This is a genomic window from Pararhizobium sp. LjRoot255 (assembly GCF_964252905.1).
Classification (GTDB): Bacteria; Pseudomonadota; Alphaproteobacteria; order Rhizobiales; family Rhizobiaceae; genus Pararhizobium.
The window spans coordinates 3113098-3131172 of record NZ_CAXUPQ020000001.1 but is presented as its reverse complement, the minus strand read 5'-3'; the positions used below and the strand labels follow the sequence as shown (position 1 = coordinate 3131172).

14 protein-coding genes and 1 pseudogene are annotated in these 18075 nt (G+C 62.0%); 2 read left to right on the top strand and 13 right to left on the bottom strand.

Annotated elements, in window-relative coordinates; all coding sequences use genetic code 11:
* Positions 1-49: 49 nt before the first annotated feature.
* The gene (locus tag ACSQ2W_RS15040) at positions 50-1885 is read left to right on the top strand and encodes an aminopeptidase P family protein (RefSeq protein WP_436086971.1); all 1836 of its coding nucleotides are present in this window, start codon (positions 50-52) and stop codon (positions 1883-1885) included.
* A 197-nt stretch (positions 1886-2082) separates the two neighbouring features.
* On the opposite strand, the gene ACSQ2W_RS15035 is transcribed toward ACSQ2W_RS15040, so the two are convergent.
* From ACSQ2W_RS15035 to ACSQ2W_RS15015, 5 genes are all read right to left on the bottom strand, one after another.
* A complete protein-coding gene (locus tag ACSQ2W_RS15035) occupies positions 2083-2394 on the bottom strand; it encodes an AzlD family protein (protein WP_436086970.1) in 312 nt (103 codons plus the stop codon).
* Between the two features lie 2 nt (positions 2395-2396).
* Positions 2397-3113: an AzlC family ABC transporter permease gene (locus ACSQ2W_RS15030; protein ID WP_436086969.1), complete on the bottom strand. Its 717-nt coding sequence runs from the start codon at positions 3111-3113 to the stop codon at positions 2397-2399.
* A 177-nt stretch (positions 3114-3290) separates the two neighbouring features.
* Positions 3291-4112 carry a 3-methyl-2-oxobutanoate hydroxymethyltransferase gene (panB, locus tag ACSQ2W_RS15025; RefSeq protein ID WP_436086968.1) on the bottom strand — a complete coding sequence of 274 codons (822 nt, stop codon included), beginning with the start codon at positions 4110-4112 and terminating at the stop codon, positions 3291-3293.
* Between the two features lie 2 nt (positions 4113-4114).
* Entirely contained in the window at positions 4115-4990 is an 876-nt protein-coding gene (panC, locus tag ACSQ2W_RS15020) for a pantoate--beta-alanine ligase (protein WP_436086967.1), read from the bottom strand.
* Positions 4991-5163: 173 nt separating this feature from the next.
* A complete protein-coding gene (locus tag ACSQ2W_RS15015) occupies positions 5164-5919 on the bottom strand; it encodes a fumarylacetoacetate hydrolase family protein (RefSeq protein ID WP_436086966.1) in 756 nt (251 codons plus the stop codon).
* 182 nt (positions 5920-6101) lie between these two features.
* Here ACSQ2W_RS15015 and ACSQ2W_RS15010 point away from each other — a divergent pair.
* A pseudogene (locus ACSQ2W_RS15010) lies at positions 6102-6482 on the top strand (LysR substrate-binding domain-containing protein); the annotation flags it as partial.
* Between the two features lie 24 nt (positions 6483-6506).
* Here ACSQ2W_RS15010 and ligA read toward each other — a convergent pair.
* The 8 genes from ligA to ACSQ2W_RS14970 all read right to left on the bottom strand — a co-directional run bounded on the left by ligA (position 6507) and on the right by ACSQ2W_RS14970 (position 18007).
* Positions 6507-8666, bottom strand: coding sequence for an NAD-dependent DNA ligase LigA (ligA, locus tag ACSQ2W_RS15005; protein WP_436086965.1), 2160 nt, complete (start codon positions 8664-8666; stop codon positions 6507-6509).
* Positions 8667-8852: 186 nt separating this feature from the next.
* On the bottom strand, positions 8853-10526 hold the full coding sequence (gene recN, locus ACSQ2W_RS15000; protein ID WP_436086964.1) for a DNA repair protein RecN: 1674 nt from the start codon (positions 10524-10526) through the stop codon (positions 8853-8855).
* 83 nt (positions 10527-10609) lie between these two features.
* Positions 10610-11443 carry an outer membrane protein assembly factor BamD gene (locus ACSQ2W_RS14995; protein WP_436087798.1) on the bottom strand — a complete coding sequence of 278 codons (834 nt, stop codon included), beginning with the start codon at positions 11441-11443 and terminating at the stop codon, positions 10610-10612.
* A gap of 233 nt (positions 11444-11676) precedes the next feature.
* The gene (gene lpxC, locus ACSQ2W_RS14990; RefSeq protein WP_436087797.1) at positions 11677-12609 is read right to left on the bottom strand and encodes a UDP-3-O-acyl-N-acetylglucosamine deacetylase; all 933 of its coding nucleotides are present in this window, start codon (positions 12607-12609) and stop codon (positions 11677-11679) included.
* Between the two features lie 332 nt (positions 12610-12941).
* Entirely contained in the window at positions 12942-14738 is a 1797-nt protein-coding gene (gene ftsZ / locus ACSQ2W_RS14985) for a cell division protein FtsZ (RefSeq protein ID WP_436086963.1), read from the bottom strand.
* Positions 14739-14829: 91 nt separating this feature from the next.
* Positions 14830-16161 carry a cell division protein FtsA gene (gene ftsA, locus ACSQ2W_RS14980; RefSeq protein ID WP_436086962.1) on the bottom strand — a complete coding sequence of 444 codons (1332 nt, stop codon included), beginning with the start codon at positions 16159-16161 and terminating at the stop codon, positions 14830-14832.
* Positions 16158-17093 (bottom strand): cell division protein FtsQ/DivIB, encoded by a 936-nt coding sequence (locus ACSQ2W_RS14975; protein ID WP_436086961.1) that lies wholly within the window; start codon positions 17091-17093, stop codon positions 16158-16160. Before ACSQ2W_RS14975 ends, ftsA begins: the two co-directional genes overlap by 4 nt.
* On the bottom strand, positions 17081-18007 hold the full coding sequence (locus ACSQ2W_RS14970; protein WP_436086960.1) for a D-alanine--D-alanine ligase: 927 nt from the start codon (positions 18005-18007) through the stop codon (positions 17081-17083). Before ACSQ2W_RS14970 ends, ACSQ2W_RS14975 begins: the two co-directional genes overlap by 13 nt.
* Between the last annotated feature and the right edge of the window lie 68 nt (positions 18008-18075).

Sequence of the window (18075 nt, the reverse complement as noted above, 5' to 3'; positions counted from 1 at the left end):
TGATCCCGGCCACCGGCTCCTTCTTCGGACACCCTCGCAGGAAAAATCCATGTTCCAGTCTTTCGAAGTCACCTCCGCTCCGCAATTCGGCAAGGAACGCGTCAATGTGCTGCGCGCCGCCTTCGCTGGCCTAAACATCGACGGCTTCCTCGTGCCGCGCGCCGACGAATTCCAGGGCGAATATGTGCCGAAATCAGCCGAACGGCTGGCGTGGCTGACCGGCTTCACCGGTTCCGCCGGCATCGCGCTCATTACGCAGGAGCAGGCGATTGTCTTTGTGGATGGCCGTTACGTCACCCAGCTCAAAGAACAGGTGGATGGCACGGTCTTCGAAGACGGCGATCTGGTCGGCGAACCGCCGCATCTCTGGCTTGAACACCATGGCAAAAAAGGCTTCCGCCTGGGCATCGATCCGTGGCTGCACACCGGCGCAGAGGTGCGCAAGCTCCAGAAGGCACTGGAGGGACTAGGCGGAACACTCATCTTCCTCGATCACAATCCGCTTGACCGGCAGTGGGCTGACAGGCCGGCAGCGCCGCTCGGCCGCGTCAAGATCCAGCCGCTGGACCATGCCGGCGTGCTTGCCAAGGACAAGCTCGAGACGATGGCGCAGGAAGTAGCCAAGGCAGATGCTAGCGCCGTGGTGCTGACCGACCCCTCGTCGATCGCCTGGACCTTCAACATCCGTGGTAGCGACGTGCCGCACACGCCACATCCGCTGGCCCGCGCCATTGTTCACGCCGATGGCAAGGCAGAATTGTTCCTCGACAAGCGCAAGACGGGAATCGAGGAGGAAGCCTATCTCACCCAGCTTTCGAGCCTCGAGGCTCCCGCCTCGTTCGACGATCGTGTCGCAGCGCTCGCTGCGACCGGCGCAAAGATCATGATCGATCCGGAGCACGCACCATTTGCGCTCGCCGAGCGCATCCGCATCAGCGGCGGCACGGTGATCGATGCAATCGACCCCGCCCGCCTGCCCCGCGCCCGGAAAAACGGGGCGGAACTCGAAGGCTCCGCCCGCGCCCACCTGCAGGACGGTGCAGCCATGGTCGAGTTCCTTGCGTGGCTTGACGGTACACATGCCGAAACTGTCACGGAGATCGCCGCAGTCGAAAAACTCGAAGCCTGCCGCGTGGCCGTCGGCGAGCGGATGCAGAACCCGCTCAAGGACATTTCCTTCGACACGATCTCCGGTGCCGACGAACACGCCGCGATCATGCATTACCGGGTGACGACGGAGAGCGATCTCGCCATCGCCGACGGAACGATGTTCCTGATCGATTCCGGCGGCCAATATGTCAACGGCACCACCGACATCACCCGCACGGTGGCAATCGGCACAGTGCCGGAAGAACAGCGGCGTTACTTCACGCTGGTGCTGAAGGGCATGATTGCCATCAGCGTTGCCCGCTTTCCAAAGGGCTCGCGCGGCGTCGATCTCGATCCGCTGGCCCGCATCGCGCTCTGGAAGGCAGGCGCCGACTACGCCCACGGCACCGGCCACGGCGTCGGCTCCTATCTCTCGGTGCATGAAGGCCCGCAACGCATTTCCCGCGCTTCGACGCAGGAACTGTTGCCCGGCATGATCCTGTCGAACGAGCCTGGCTATTACCGCCCCGGCGCCTTCGGCATTCGCATCGAGAACCTCGTGCATGTCCTCGAGCCAAGCCCGATCGAGGGCGGCGACCTGCCGATGCTCGGCTTCGAGACCCTCACCTTCTGCCCGATCGACCGTCGTCTTGTCGTTACCAGCCTGCTGACGGACGAAGAACTCACCTGGCTGAACGCCTATCACGCCGAGACGCGCGAAAAGCTGTCGCCGCTGATCTCGGACGAAAAAGCGCTGGAGTGGTTGAAGGCGGCGACGGCGCCGCTGAAGCGTTAAAAATCCCTTAAAAGCTGGATCACGCGACACGAAAGTTTTGTGATTGCCCCTCACCCTAACCCCTCCCCGCAAGGGGGAGAGGGGATGACGGAGGTCGCCGCTTGTCCCTTCTCCCCGTCAGAACGGGGAGAAGGTGGCCGCCTTTCTTCTAAAACAAAGAGGGCCGGATGAGGGGCAAGCCTGAAGTGATTCGCTTCCTACACGGTCAAATAGCGGATCGCCATGACGACGAGCCAGCCGACGGCCAGCATCCAGAGCGACGAAACGCGCAAACCGACGGCGAGGGCAACGAGCATGGCGGCTGCCACGTCGAAGCCGCCACGGACGAAGGCGGGAGCAACCAGGGTCGAGAGCACGGCGGCGGGCACCGAATTCAGCGCCGCCTCCATGCGCGGCGGGATGCGCTTCATCTGCGTGATCATAACATAGCCGCCGATGCGGGTGAGAAAGGTCGCGAAGGCGGCCGCGAGGATGATGTAGATCAGTTGCATGTGCTCTGAGCTATCCATGATCAGACCTCGTGTTCCAATGTGACCGGCTCTTCATGCCGTTTCGGCAGCGGCAGGCAGGAGGCAAGCAGGATGCCGGCGATCGCGCCGATGCTGACATGCCATGGCGAGCCGACGAAATGCATGGCCGCAATGGATGCGAGCGAACTGGCGACGACGACCGGCAGCCAGTTGTCCCGTTTGCGGAAACCGAGAACCAACCCCATGAAATAGATCGGCAAGAGCACGTCGAGACCGACCGCACGCGGCTCGCCGATCATCTGCCCGAAGATCGCCCCGAGCAGCGTCATGATCTGCCAGGGTATGTAGATGATCATCGCAAAGCCGAGATACCAGTTGAAGGTTATCGGCTCGCCGCGTTCGGCCCGCTTCTCGGTTTCGGCGTATTGCGGATCGACCAGCAGGAAGAAGGTGAAAAGCTTCTGCACGCCGGAAAAATGCCGGATATGCCGGGCAATCGACGCCGAATAGAGGATATGGCGGAAATTGACCGCGAAGATCGAAAGCACGATCAGCCATGGCTGGACCTTGTGGCCGAACAGCTCGATGCCGACCATCTGGCTAGCGCCCGCATAGAGCGTGGCGCTCATCAACACCGCATCGAAAACCGAAAAGCCATTGTCGACCGCAAGCGCGCCGAACAGCGCGCCGAACGGGGACGCCGACACCATGACGGGAAAACCACCGCGAACACCCTGCCAGAAACGGTCTTTAGTCATGAAGGAAACTTTCCGGAACGACGGCGACCAAAGGCCAAACGACGCCTCCCGAGATGTGTGAGAGATGAAACGCACAGATAGGCCGTGACCGGCCAGGGAACAATTCAATAAGATTGATGTAGTGATCCAATTTTCTGATCAGTGCTGACCGGGACAGCGCCCGATCCGCCACGCGTGTCAGCGCTTGACCTGAAACGTATGCTCGATACCGGGGAAGGTCCGCGCCTTCACCTCATTGGCATAGGCCTCGAAGGCCGCGGAAATCTGCGGTGCCAGCTCGGCGAAATGCTTGACGAAGCGAGGCTTGAAGTCGCTGAAGATGCCGAGCATATCGTCCGACACGAGGATCTGGCCATCGCAGGCCGGCGACGCACCGATGCCGATGGTCGGCGCTCTGAGTTCCGCCGAAATCTCGCGCGCCAGGGGTTCGATCGTGCCCTCGACGACGATGGCAAAAGCCCCCGCATCGTCGATCGCCTTGGCATCGCGCCTGATCTTCGCCGCCTCCTTGTCGTTGCGGCCGACCGACCGGTAGCCGCCCATCGTGTTAACGAGCTGGGGCATCAGGCCGACATGGCCGAGCACGGGAATGCCGCGCTGGGTGAGAAAATCGACCGTCTCGGCCATCTCCGCACCACCCTCGAGCTTCACCGCGCTGCAGCCGGTCTCCTTCAGAACGCGGGCTGCGGTGGCGAAGGCCTGTTCCTTGGACTCCTGGTAGGAACCGAAAGGCAGATCGACGACGACGCAGGCCTTTTCCGAGCCGCGCATCACGGCCTGGCCATGGGCGATCATCATGTCGAGGGTAACGCCGACAGTCGAATCGAGGCCGTAGAGCACCATGCCGAGCGAATCCCCAACCAGCATGAAATCGACATGCGGATCGAGCAGCCGGGCGATCGGCGTGGTATAGGCCGTGAGGCTGACGATCGGCCGCTCGCCTTTGAGCGCCTCGATGTTGCCGGGGCTCAGGCGACGCTTCAATGCCTGTACACTCATGCTTACGCCACCTTTGCAAATCTTGCGGTTTTCGGCGTGAAAACCCTGTTATCGAGCAGTTTCGTGCTCCCGAAACGGACAAAAAGCAACAGAAGAACCGGTTTCTCACCAATTTCCGTCACTGTGTGCAGTGTTTCCGGATCGCGAAGAGCAACCACTTCCGGCTTTGCCAGAGGCTCCGAAGCGATGAAATCGGTCACCGCTTTTTCGAGGGCTGCGACATCCGTCAGCCCGCCGGCGACGAGACGTTCGGCCTCGTCGAGTGCCTTCGGCACGATCGCCGCGGCGGTCCGTTCGGCGGGTGTCAGGTAGACATTGCGCGACGAGCAGGCGAGCCCGTCGGCTTCGCGCACGGTGGTAACGCCGACGATCTCGACCGGTTGCGCCAGATCCTCAACCATGCGGCGAATGATCTGCAACTGCTGGAAATCCTTCTCGCCGAAATAGGCGCGTTCCGGCTGGACGATGTTGAAGAGCTTGGTGACGACCGTGGCGACGCCGGCGAAATGGCCGGGCCGGACGGAACCTTCGAGCTCGCTGCCGAGCGCCGGCACATCGACCACCGTTTCCATCGGCCGCGGATACATGTCGGAGACGCCGGGCGCAAAGAGGAAATCGGCGCCGCCTTCAACGAGCATCGCCTGATCGCGGGCGAGATCGCGCGGATATTTCGCCAGATCCTCGTTGACGCCAAACTGCAGCGGATTGACGAAGAGGCTGACGACGACGATGTCGTTTTCCGCCCTCGCACGACGGACCAGTTCCATATGGCCAACATGCAGATAACCCATGGTCGGCACCAGACCGATGGTCTTGCCGGCACGGCGGTGATCCGCAAGGCGCGCGCGCAGCTCTGCAATCGTGGTGATCGTTTCCATCCCGGGATCCTCCAATCCGTCAAGGCTGCCGCCTTAGGCGTGGCGGCTGGCTCTTGCCGGATATTCATGAGAGCTCCCGTGAAAATCCGGCGCGATTTCCCTAACGTGTGCAGTGCAAAAAGACAATTCAAGAATTGCCTCCCGGGAAATAGGGTCCCGGCGTGCCGTGACAATCATTTGCGGCGCGTTTCCACCATCTGCTCGATGGCGCCAAAGATGGAATGTCCGCTCCGATCGTTCATCTCGATGCGAAGGGCATCACCGATGGAAAGGGGGCAGGATGTCTTGCACAGACCCGTCCCAACGATACTGCCAGCCATCAGCGGGCGGATTGCTGCCGTTTTGGCGACGATCTCCGCCGCCTCCTTCCTGCCGATCTCGCCACCGTCGAGAGCCTTGCCGTTGCGGCGCACGAGCAGTGCCAGGTCGCCGGTATTCCAGCCTTCGCCCAGTTCGTCAGGCGTGACGGCGACCGGAGAAAACGTCGACACTGCCGTCGCATTGCCAACCGAAACATCGCTGGCGAGGAGGACAAGAAGAACAGCGCCCTTCGCGTCGGCGCTGGCGGCCTGCGCCTCGACATCGTCGGTGATGACGGCGACCTGCGCGGTGACAGTGATGCCAGATGCATCATCCGCAAGCGGAACGGTATTGCGCGGCCCGGAAAAGCCGCCGGAGCCACCGGTCCAGAAGAAGGCGCGCGGCAACGGCGAAGCCGCATCATGTTCATGGAACCGCATGGTCGGCTGCGAGCCGCTCTCCATGCCGGTCGCGACCTGTTGCAGTCGGGGCGCGACGTGCGCCCAGTCGTCCAGCGCCGCCTGCAGCGTGCGGGCGATATGGCCGACTTCCGAGCAGCGCGTCAGATCCTTCGAAACCACGACGAGTTTTCCGTCCCGGGTCGAATCCTTCAAGGTAGCAAGCTTCATGGATGGGTGTTCCTCGGTTCCGTTCAAAAGCGGCGGCTCTGCGGTCGCCTGCACCCATAGGACACTATTTGACGGCGGGTGTCGCGTCGAATTTGCGGCACCGCTCGAGAAGGGAACTCCGCGACATGACGTTCCTCCAATGAAAACAGGTTGGTGGGCCAACGCCTGCCTGCGACAGACGGCTTGCCGATCTCGATGGCATCGTCATGCGCTCTGCCCGCACCGGCCGCATCCGCCGCTGGCTGATGCGCAATGCGGAGGGAGACGAAATGGCAGCCGATATGGACGAAAGCACGATCTTCAACGAGCCGGCGGCCATGGTCCAGGCAGCCCTATCGGGGCTCGGCATAACCATCGTCTCGGTTCCGGATGCTCTCGCCCATCTCGAAAACGGCCGCCTCGTGCGCCTGCTGCCGCTCTGGTATGCAGATGCCGGGCCGATTTCGCTTTATTATGCCAACCGCACGCTGCTGCCGGCAAAAACCCGCGTCTTCATCGATTTCGTCGCCGAACACTTCCGCCGCGAGCGGCTGGCCGGGCGGTTCGCAGGCAGCCTCGGCTAAAGCTGCGATCGCAACCAGTGGCGGTTACCCACCGATCAGGGCAAACCAGCCGTCTTCATCGGTGGTTTCGACGCCGAGTTCTCGGGCTTTTTCGAGCTTGGAACCGGCGCCGGGACCGGCGACGAGCAGGTCGGTCTTCTTCGACACGGAACCGGCGACCTTGGCTCCCAGCCGTTCCGCCATGGCTTTTGCCTCGTCGCGCGTCATTTTTTCAAGCGAGCCGGTGAAGACGACGGTCTTGCCGGCAACCGGGCTCGAACTCGAAACAGGTGCTTCGGCGTCGAGCGGGGTCACTTGCTCGAGCAGCCGCGAAACGACGTCGATGTTGCGTGGCTCCGTGTAGAACTCGACGATCGCCCGGGCGACCACTTCGCCAATGCCGTCAATGGTGTTGAGGTCGGCCCAGGCTTCAGACGACGTGTCCGCCGCGGCCTTCATCGCCTCCGCGAACACGGTGTAGCTGCCGTAGGAGCGCGCCAAGAGCTTTGCTGTCGTCTCGCCGACGTGGCGGATGCCAAGCGCGTAGATGAGCCGATGCAAGGCCACCTGCCGCCGGTCGTTGATCGCGTCAAAAAGCTTGCGGACGCTGACCTTGCCGAAGCCGTCGATGTTTTCGAGCTTGGCGAGCGGTGAATAGCTCTGCCGCTTCTCGAGCGTGAAGATATCCGGTGCCGTCTTGATCGAAAGCGCTGGGTCCTCTGCTTCGAAGAAGAAATCGATCTGCTTGGAGCCCAGGCCCTCAATGTCGAAAGCATTGCGGGACACGAAATGCTTCAGATGCTCGACGGCCTGCGCACGGCAGACGAAGCCGCCGGTGCAGCGGGTCACCGAATCGAGCTTGCCGGTCTTCTCGTTCCTTTCCCGCACCGCATGGCTGCCACAGACCGGGCAGGTCTTCGGAAACTGATAGCGTTCTGCCGTTGCCGAACGCTTTTCCATGACGACATCGAGAACCTGCGGGATGACATCGCCGGCACGCTGGACGATCACCGTGTCGCCGATACGGATATCGTGCCCCTCCTCGCGGATGCGCTCGCCGCTATTGCCGATACCCTCGATATAGTCGGCATTGTGCAGCGTCGCATTGGTGACGACAACGCCGCCGACCGTCACCGGGGTCAGCCGCGCAACCGGCGTCAGCGCCCCGGTGCGGCCGACCTGGATGTCGATGTTCTCGACGATCGTGAAGGCCTGCTCGGCCGGGAACTTGTGGGCCGTCGCCCAGCGCGGCGAGCGCGAGCGGAAGCCGAGGCGCTGCTGCAGGTCCAGCCGGTCGACCTTGTAGACGACGCCGTCAATATCGTAGTCGAGATCGGGACGTTTGAGGCCGATGTCGTTGTAATGCTCGAGGATCGCCTCGATCGACGACAAGCGCTGCATCAGCGGATTGACCGGAAAGCCCCAGCGATTGAACACCTCGACCATGCCCAATTGCGTATCGGCCGGCATGTCCGATATCTCGCCCCATGCATAGGCGAAGAACTTCAGCTTGCGGCTCGCCGTGATCGCCGGATCAAGCTGGCGCAGAGAACCTGCCGCCGTGTTGCGCGGGTTCACGTAAGTCTGTTTGCCTTCCGCCGCCATCTGCTCGTTGAGCGCCAGGAAATCGCTCTTGGCCATATAGACCTCGCCGCGCACCTCGACGGCTGTGGGGGCATCGGACGGCAGCGTCTGCGGGATTTCCCTGATGGTGCGGATGTTGGCGGTGACGTTCTCGCCGGTCGTGCCGTCGCCGCGCGTGGCGGCACTGACGAGCTTGCCGTTCTCGTAGCGCAGGGACATCGACAGACCGTCAATCTTCGGCTCGGCGGTGAAGGCAATCGAATTATCCGGCAGGCGGCCGAGGAAGCGGTAGACGCTGGAAATGAAGTCGCGGACGTCGTCGTCGGAAAACACGTTGTCCAGCGACAGCATCGGCCGGGCATGGGTGATCTGCTGGAAGATGGCCGAAGGTGCAGCGCCGACTTTCCGCGACGGGCTGTCGGCGCGGATCAATTCCGGAAAGCGGGCCTCGATCTCCTCGTTGCGCCGCTTCAGCGCGTCATACTCCGCATCCGAAATCTCCGGCGCGTCCTTGCCGTGATAGAGCGCATCGTGATGCGCAAGCGCCTTGGCCAGCCGCTCCAGCTCGGCCGCGGCATCTTCGAGCGTCAGATCTTCAACGGCAACAGATTCGGTCGACATGCTGGGACTCCATATTTTGGGAGTCGTTTTAGTGAAATTTCGAAGAATGGGAAGATGCTGAAACCCACCTCCCCTTGAGGGGGTGGTCGTGCGGAACGCGCGGGTGAGGTGATTGTAACGTGAGCACAAAGGATCACCCCACCCCGGCACTACGTGCCGACCCTCCCCCTCACGGGGAGGGTAAAACTACACGTTCCCGGCCAACAGCCTCGCTGCCGCCGCCCTCGCCTCCTCGGTCACCGAAGCACCGGCGAGCATGCGGGCGATTTCCTCGGTGCGAGCCCTGTCGTCCATGCGGGCGACGCGGGTGGCGATGGTTTCGGATTTTTCCGCCGATGGCCCCTTGGAGATGAGCAGATGCGTCGCGGCGCGGGCAGCCACCTGCGGGGCGTGCGTGACGGAAAGCACCTGCACGTTCTTCGACAGGCGCTTCAGCCGCTGGCCGATGGCATCCGCCACAGCGCCACCGACGCCGGTATCGATTTCGTCGAAGACCAGGGTCGGCGCCGAACCGCGATCGGCAAGCGCCACCTTCAGCGCCAACAGGAAACGCGAAAGCTCGCCGCCCGAGGCGACTTTCATGATCGGGCCCGGACGCGTCCCCGGGTTGGTCTGGACGTGGAACTCGACCACGTCGATGCCATCTGCTGTCGCGGAATCCGGATCGGAGGTGACCTCCACCATGAAACGAGCCCGCTCCAGCTTCAAGGCCGGAAGCTCGGCCATGACTGCCTCGGAAAGAGCCGTTGCGGTGTTGTGACGCTTGGCGGAGAGTGCGGCGGCGGCGGCATCAAAGGCGCGCCCAGTCACGCCAAGCTGCGCATCGAGCTGCTTCAATTTCTCCTCGCCGGCATCGAGATCGGCAAGATCGGAAATCATCTTCACGGCCAGAGCCGGAAGGTTTGTCACCGGCACGGAATATTTGCGCGCAGCGGCCCGAAGCGCAAACAGGCGTTCCTCGACGCGCTCCAGTTCCTTCGGGTCGTATTCGGTTTTCCTGAGCGCCGCCTCGACCGCCATCTGCGCATCGGAGAGATGGTTGAGCGCGGTGTCGAGATACTCGACCGTCTCCTCAAGCAGCCCTGGCGCCTCATGGCTCTTGCGCTCGAGCCGGCGCACCAGCGAGGCGATCAGCGGAACCGGCGACGCATTGCCATTGAGGAACTCGCTCGCCTCGTTGATATCGACGGCGATGCGTTCGGCCTTCATCATCCGCGAGCGGCGTTCGGCGAGATCGTCCTCCTCGCCGTCCTGCGGCGAGAGTGCCTCCAACTCATCCACCGACGAGCGCAAATAATCGGCTTCGCGGGCGGCGGCCTCGACCTTGTCGCGGTGCTTCTTCAGCATGCGCTCGGCATCCTTCCAGACGCGGTAGAGACCCGCCACATTCTCCGCCTCGTCGGCAAGGCCGCCAAAGGCATCGAGCAACGTGCGGTGGGCATGGGTATCGACGAGAGCGCGGTCGTCGTGCTGGCCGTGGATTTCGACGAGCAGCTGCCCTGCCTGGCGCATCAGTTGCACGGAAACGGGTTGATCGTTGACATAGGCCTTGGTGCGGCCATCGGCCGATTGCACCCGGCGGAAAATCAGGTCGCCATCGTCGTCGATGCCGTTTTCGCGAATCATGAGGCGGGCCGGATGGCTGATCCCGACATCGAAAACCGCCGTCACCTGCCCCTTGTCGCTACCGTGGCGGACCAGCGAACCGTCGCCGCGCCCGCCAAGCGCGAGCGAGAGACTGTCGAGCAGGATGGATTTTCCGGCACCGGTTTCCCCTGTCAGCACGGACAAGCCGGAATCGAAGGACAGATCAAGCCGTTCGATCAGGACGATATCGCGGATCGAAATCTGTGAAAGCATCCCGTTTCAAATCTCTTCGCCTAGGTCTTTGTTTTTATGCATGTCATTGCCCAAAAACGCTGCACGTTCTCGGGCAATACGCATTAAGCGCCCAGAAGCTTCTTGCCTGCGCGCGAAATCCACGAATTGCCGCTTTCGCGCGGCTCAAGGCCGCCGGTCTGCAGCAGCTTGTAGGAATCCGCATACCACTGGCTATCGGGATAGTTGTGGCCGAGAACCGCAGCCGCCGTCTGCGCCTCTGCGGTGATACCCATGGCGAAATAGCTTTCCACCAGCCGCGACAAGGCTTCTTCCACCTGGTTGGTGTTCGGATATTGTTCGACCACTGTGCGGAAACGCGTCACGGCAGCAAGATATTCCTTGCGCTCAAGATAGTAGCGGCCGACCTGCATTTCCTTGCCGGCCAACTGGTCCTTGGCAAAACGAATCTTGGCCTCGGCATCCTCGACATAGTCCGAATCCGGATATTTGGTCACGACGGCCTGCATCGCCTCGATCGTCCTCATCGCCGGCTTCTGGTCCTGCGTCACCGCCGGAATCTGCTTCGAATAAGCAAGGCCGACGATGTACTGCGCATAGGCCGCATCTTCGGATTCGGGATAAAGATTGAGATAGCGCGTCGCGCCGTTGATGGCGTCCTGATACTGGCCATTGCGGTAATTGACGAAGGCCTTCATCACCAGTGCCTTGCGGGCATATTCCGAGAAGGGATGCTGCTGGTCGATCGCCTCGAACTTGCGCGCCGCTTCCGTCGTCTTGCCGGCATTGAGGTTGGCAAGACCCTGATTGTAGAGGACTTCCGGCGGATCCGTTTCCACCGTCAGCTTGGTGATATCGATGTCGGGATCGTTCTGGCAGGCGCTCACCAGCACACTGGTCGCGGAAGCCGCAAGCGCGATGACGGCAACACGTGCCATCTTCTTCAATTCAAACTGGCCTGCAAATACCATTCGTAAATCCCAACTCGCACAGCGGTAAGAATACCGCCGCCTATGAACCGCGTTTTAGATCAAGATGCAACAAGACCGCAACGTCATGATGATCGATTAACGCAATTTTGTGGCGGCGGGATCATGAAAAAGCCGGTCGAAAGACCGGCTTTGGCAAAGAACAGAACTGGTTTTCCGGCTCCGAAAGACCCTAGTCCGGCTTACGGAGCATTGACGGCAACCACTTCGCGCGGGGCAACCCGCTGGCGCCGCGTTGGGGTCTCGACGATTTCATAAGCCGTCGGATCGCTCATCAGCGCTTTCAGAGCGTTCGCGTTCATCTTGTGGCCGCCGCGATAGGAACGGTAGCAGCCGATGAACGGCGTGCCGGCCAGAGCCAGATCGCCCACGGCGTCCAGCGTCTTGTGGCGAACGAATTCGTCCGTGTAACGCAGGCCCTCGATGTTGATCACCGTGTCGTCGTCGGCGATGACGACCGAATTCTCGAGCGACGAGCCGAGGCCGCGGCCTGCGGCCCACATGCGCTCAACATCGCGCATGAAACCGAAGGTGCGGGCACGCGACAGTTCGGTCTTGAAGACCGACGGCGTGATGTCGCCCTTCCAGGCCTGCCGGCCGATCAGCGGGCAATCGAAATCGATCTCCACTTCGAAGCGCATGCCGTCATAGGGCGTGAATTCCGACCAGGAAGAGCCCGATTCGATGCGAACCGGCTTGAGGATACGGATATAGCGGCGCTTGACGGCAAGGGCCTTGATGCCCGTCTGTTCGATCGCTTCAATGAAAGGAGCCGAGCTGCCGTCCATGATCGGCATTTCGGCGCCTTGCACCTCGATGAGAAGATTGTCGAGCCCGAGCGCGTAGATCGCCGCCATCACATGCTCGATCGTGGCGATCGAGGTGGAAGGAGAAAAGCCGAGAACGGTGCAGAGATCGGTGTTGCCGACCTGCGAGGACACGGCCCTGAATTCACTGATCGTCTGCTCGCCGTCTACCCGCTGAAAGACAATGCCGCTATCGGGTTCCGCCGGATGGAACGTGATTGCTACCTCGGCGCCTGAATGAACGCCCGTGCCGCTAAGAGTTACAGAGTTTGCAATCGTTGTCTGAAACCCAAGCAGTCCAATTCCCAATCCCATGCTTCTCGCCTTCAAATGCTTTTGGCGTTGCCGCCGAATTTTTTCCCGAGACCGGTGCAGCGCATTTTCAAAATGCCGCAAGGCACACAGTCGGTTAGCGACGCCAAGCGCCACCAACCGGTTCAACCTGCAAGCCGGCGATATTTCGAATCGCGGTTCAGCCCCGTCAGTCCCGAGTGTGAAGATAAGGGCACCGGACTGTCATTCCAAATCAATGTTTCTTTCGCTTTGTTACGCAGGGTAACCACTGAAACCAATTGATAATCCATAAAAAATGCCCGGGCGCAAACCCGGGCATTTCGGCAAGGTGGAAGGCGGGTAAAAGATCAGTTCGATTGACGGCGCAGGAACGCAGGGATTTCGAGCTGATCGTCTTCATGCACGCGCGGCTGCGAGGCAGCGCGGGCACGGTCATCCAAGGGGGCAGCCCGGCGCGGCGCATAGAGGCTTGCCTCCGCAGACAGCGGACGGCGCTGCTGCGAAGCGGCGCTCGGCGCACCGGCGGTCATATCTGCCGTAACGTTGTGCTCTTCCTCGTCGCGGCGTCCGAGCGAACTGGTGATTCGCTTCAGCAGGCCCATCGGGCCGCGTTCTTCCTGGGGTACCGGCTGGGCGCGATGTTCGGCTTCGGCCTTCACCATCGGCGGAAAGTCTTCCACCTTCGGCATGCGGACCGGCTCGGCCTGCTGGCGGATCACCGGAGCGATCGGCTCCTGACGAACCTGGGCGACCGGTGCCTGAACGGCAGGCTGCGGCTGGTAAGCCACCGCTTCAACGGTGCGCTGAACCGGGGCAGCAGCCTGGACGAACGGCTGTTCGATCGGAGCAGAGCCAGCAAAGAGCTTGCTCTGAGGGCGGAACTCTTCCTGTGCCTGCTGAACCGGAGCGGCGCCGCCGCCGCGCGGCATCGACAGGAACAGTTCACGTTCCAGTTCGGCTTCGCGGATGGCGCGGGCGATGTCGTCAGAGGTCTGCTGAACCGGCTGGGCGACAGTCTGCTGGACGACCGGTGCCGGCTGAGCGGCAACCGGGGCCGGCTGCGGCTGAACCGCGACCGGCGCCTGCTGGACGGGAGCCGCAGGAATGGCAGCGGACGGACGGACGATCGGCCTTGCTACCTGACGAAAGTCAGCAGAACGACCGGCCACCTCGGCGGCCGTGCGATCGATACCCGTTGCCACGACCGAAACGCGGATGAGGCCTTCGAGTTCTTCGTCAAACGTTGCGCCGAGGATGATGTTGGCATCCGGATCCACTTCCTCGCGGATGCGGGTCGCAGCTTCATCGACTTCGAACAGCGTCAGGTCACGGCCGCCGGTGATCGAGATCAGCAGGCCTTGAGCGCCCTTCATCGAGGTTTCATCGAGCAGCGGGTTGGCGATCGCAGCTTCCGCTGCGGCCATCGCGCGGCCTTCGCCGGAAGCTTCGCCGGTACCCATCATGGCGCGGCCCATCTCGCGCATCACCGAACGGACGTCGGCGAAGTCGAGGTTGATCAGGCCTTCCTTGACCATCAGGTCGGTGATGCAGGCAACGCCAGAATAAAGAACCTGGTCGGCCATCGCGAAGGCGTCGGCAAACGTGGTCTTGTCATTGGCGATCCGGAACAGGTTCTGGTTCGGGATGACGATCAGCGTGTCCACCGACTTCTGCAGCTCGGCGATGCCCTGATCGGCGAGACGCATGCGGCGCTGACCTTCGAAATGGAACGGCTTGGTGACGACGCCGACCGTCAGGATGCCCTTGTTGCGGGCCGCTTGAGCGACAACCGGAGCAGCACCGGTGCCAGTACCGCCGCCCATGCCGGCAGTGACGAAGCACATGTGCGTGCCGTTCAGGTGATCGATGATCTCATCGATGCATTCTTCAGCGGCAGCCCGGCCGACCTCCGGCTGCGAGCCGGCGCCGAGACCTTCGGTAACCGCGACACCCATCTGAATGATGCGTTCGGCCTTGGTCATGGTCAGCGCCTGGGCATCGGTGTTGGCGACGACGAAATCGACGCCTTCGAGGCCTGCGGTGATCATGTTGTTGACAGCGTTGCCGCCGCCACCGCCGACACCGAAGACGGTGATGCGAGGCTTCAGCTCGGTGATATCCGGCTTTTGCAAGTTGATCGTCATTGTACCCGTTCCTTCCTGGTTTCTGGCCGCCTTGCCGAGCCGGCCAAATCACTAATTCCGTATTGCATCCGTTCAGCCGAAGCCGAAGGGATCAGAAGCTTTCCTTCAGCCATTGGCCCATCCGGGCGATACGGCTGTTGTTTCCTGCGAGCGACGCGAGCAGACCGCCCTGCGCCGTATGTGTTTCCATGTCGGCGACCTGCGGATAGATCATCAGGCCGACGGCCGTCGAAAAGGCCGGACCCTTGGCCGCCGCCGGCAGGCCCGACACGCCGAGCGGACGGCCGATGCGAACGTTGCGGGCCAGGATGCGGCGCGCCGCTTCCGGCAAACCGGTCAGCTGGCTGGCGCCGCCCGTCAGCACGACGCGCTTGCCGACGATCGGCGAGAAGCCCGAACGCTGGATCCGGTCGCGGATGAGTTCGAGTGTCTCTTCGATGCGAGCACGCACGATGCGCGAGACAAGCGCCCGCGGCACATGCGTTGGCTGGTCGCGGTCGTCCTCGCCAATCGGCGGGACCGAGACGATGTCGCGTTCGTCGGCGCTGTTGGGCAGAGCCGAACCATGAACCACCTTCAGGCGCTCGGCATCCTCGATGCGGGTCGAAAGGCCCCGCGCCAGATCGGTCGTGACGTGATGGCCGCCAAGCGAAACGGCGTCGGCATGCACCAGCTTGCCTTCGGCGAAGACGGAGATCGTCGTGGTGCCGCCGCCCATGTCGATGGCGGCGCAGCCGAGTTCGACCTCATCGTCCACCAGCGCTGCGAGACCGCTTGCGTACGGTGTTGCAACAATGCCTTCGACCGAGAGATGCGCGCGGTTGATGCAGAGTTCGAGGTTCTTGAGCGCAGCGCGTTCGGCCGTCAGCACGTGCATGTCGACGCCGAGCTGGTCGCCGAACATTGCCAGGGGATCGCGGACGCCGCGCTCGCCGTCGAGCGAGAAGCCGGTCGGCAGCGAATGCAGGATGACACGGTCCTGGCGCAGCGACTGCTGGCCGGCGGCGGCGAGAACTTTTTTGAGATCGGCGGCATCAACTTCCTGACCACCGAGATCGATGGAAGCGGTGTAGATATCGCTCTGCAGGCGGCCGGCGGAGATGTTGACGATCAGACTGTCGATCGTCAGGCCCGCCATGCGCTCGGCGGCATCGACCGCGAGACGAACGACGCTTTCGGCGGCGTCGAGGTCGGCGATCACGCCGTTCTTCATGCCGCGGGACTTGTGATGGCCAATGCCGATGATCTCGATCGAATGGGTGCGACCCGGCAGGATCTGGCTCTCGGCGCGCGGCGTCAGCCGTCCGATCATGCACACCACCTTGGTAGAGCCGATATCCAGCACCGAAACGACATGAGACCGCTTGGAATTAAGCGGCTTCAGGCGGGGAAGGCCAAAATTCGAAGAACCGAAAAGACTCATATACGGTTCTCCTGTTGTTCCTGCTTCTTCAACATCTTCGTGCGCGCTTCCAGAACCACCTGCCGGCGGGCGGCAGCTTCGGGCGTCAGCTGTATCGTGGTGCGATCCTCCAGCCGCAGATCGACCGCGGCGATATCGCGCTCCAGCAGTTGCTGCCCCTCTTCCATCGTCGAGAGAACCTGCATGGCGCGATCGATATCGTGCTCGGGCAGCTTGATGGTGATGCCGTTGTTGAGCATCAGATCCCAGCGGCGACCGGCAACGCGAACATAGGCTTTGACGCGCTTTGCGATTTCCGGCCACTGCGAGAAACGCTCATAGAATTCGGCAGCAGCCGTCTCGGCGTCGCGACCGACGAACAGCGGCAGGTCTGCGAACTTGTTGTCACGCAGCGGCGCAATCACGCTACCGCTCGCCTCGATCAGCGAAAGATCGGAGCCATGCTGCCAGATGCCGAAGGCCTTGCGCTCCTTGAGACTGACCTCGATCGTACCGGGATAGATCTTGCGGACCGCAACATCCTCGACCCAGGGCATTTCGCTGATCAGCTTGCGGGCGATATTGATGTCGAGCGCCACCAGCGACGTCGCGCCGTCGAGGCCGAGTTGCTGCAGAATATCGATTTCCGAGGTCTGCTCGTTGCCGGAGACCTTGACGTCCTCGATCGCAAAACCGGCGGCAGTGGTGGTCGTCTGCGCGAAATCCTGACTGTGGCCACCGAGCGACATACCGTAGAAGCCGGTCGCCGCCAGGAAAGCGAGCGCCGAGACGGTGCCGGTGTGCGGGGCGAAATGGATACGGCCGGTTCCGAGGCTGACGAGGAAGCGGACGACGCGGCGCAAAGGGCGCGGCAGAACGCGCTGACCGTCGAGATCAGCCATCTCCTGCGAAGTAAGCACCCTTGCTGCCTTCCGGCCTCTCAACGCAAACACGACGCGTCCTCCACGATCCACCTGAGGAATTCACCGAATGTATGACCGGCATAAGCCGCCATTTCAGGCACCAGAGAGGTTGGAGTCATTCCGGGCTGAGTGTTGACCTCCAGCCAGATGAGCTCTCCGTCTTCAGAGAAACGGTCGTCAAAGCGGAAGTCGGAGCGGCTTACGCCGCGGCATCCAATCGCCTGATGCGCCTTGACTGCGAGTGTTTGTATTTTTTGGTAAATATTCGGTAAAATATCCGCCGGAATGACGTGTTTTGAGCCGCCTTTTACATACTTTGAATCGTAATCGTAGAAGGCATGCCCCTGGGGAATGATCTCGGTTACGCCAAGCGCCTTGTCACCCATGACGCCGCAGGTCAGTTCGCGCCCGTAAACATAACGCTCGACCATGACGCGGTCGCCATAGCGCCACTCGCTGGAGGTGATCACCTGCGGCGGATGCGACTGACCTTCCTTCACGATGACGACGCCGAAGCTTGATCCTTCACGGACCGGCTTGACGACATAGGGCGGCTTCATCGGATGCTGCGAACCGAAATCGTGGCGATCCATGATCTGCGCCTCGGCAACCGGAATGCCGGCGGCACTTGCGACATGTTTGGCCTGCGCCTTGTCCATGGCAAGCGCAGACGCCAGAACGCCGGAATGGGTGTAGGGAATTTCGAGATATTCGAGGATGCCCTGAACCGTGCCGTCTTCACCGAAAGGCCCGTGCAGCGCATTGAAGGCGACGTCCGGACGCAGATCAGCAAGCACGGAGGCGACGTTGCGATCAACGTCGATGCGGGTCACGCGATAGCCCTCGGCCTCCAGGGCATCGGCGCACGCAGCCCCGGAGGACAGGCTCACCGGCCGCTCCGAAGAAAATCCGCCCATCAGGACAGCGACGTGCTTACCACTCATAAAAACCCCCGACATTACGCCAGTCTTACAAATTCCGCTTGCGCCTAGCTTATTCGCGCTTACGAGTC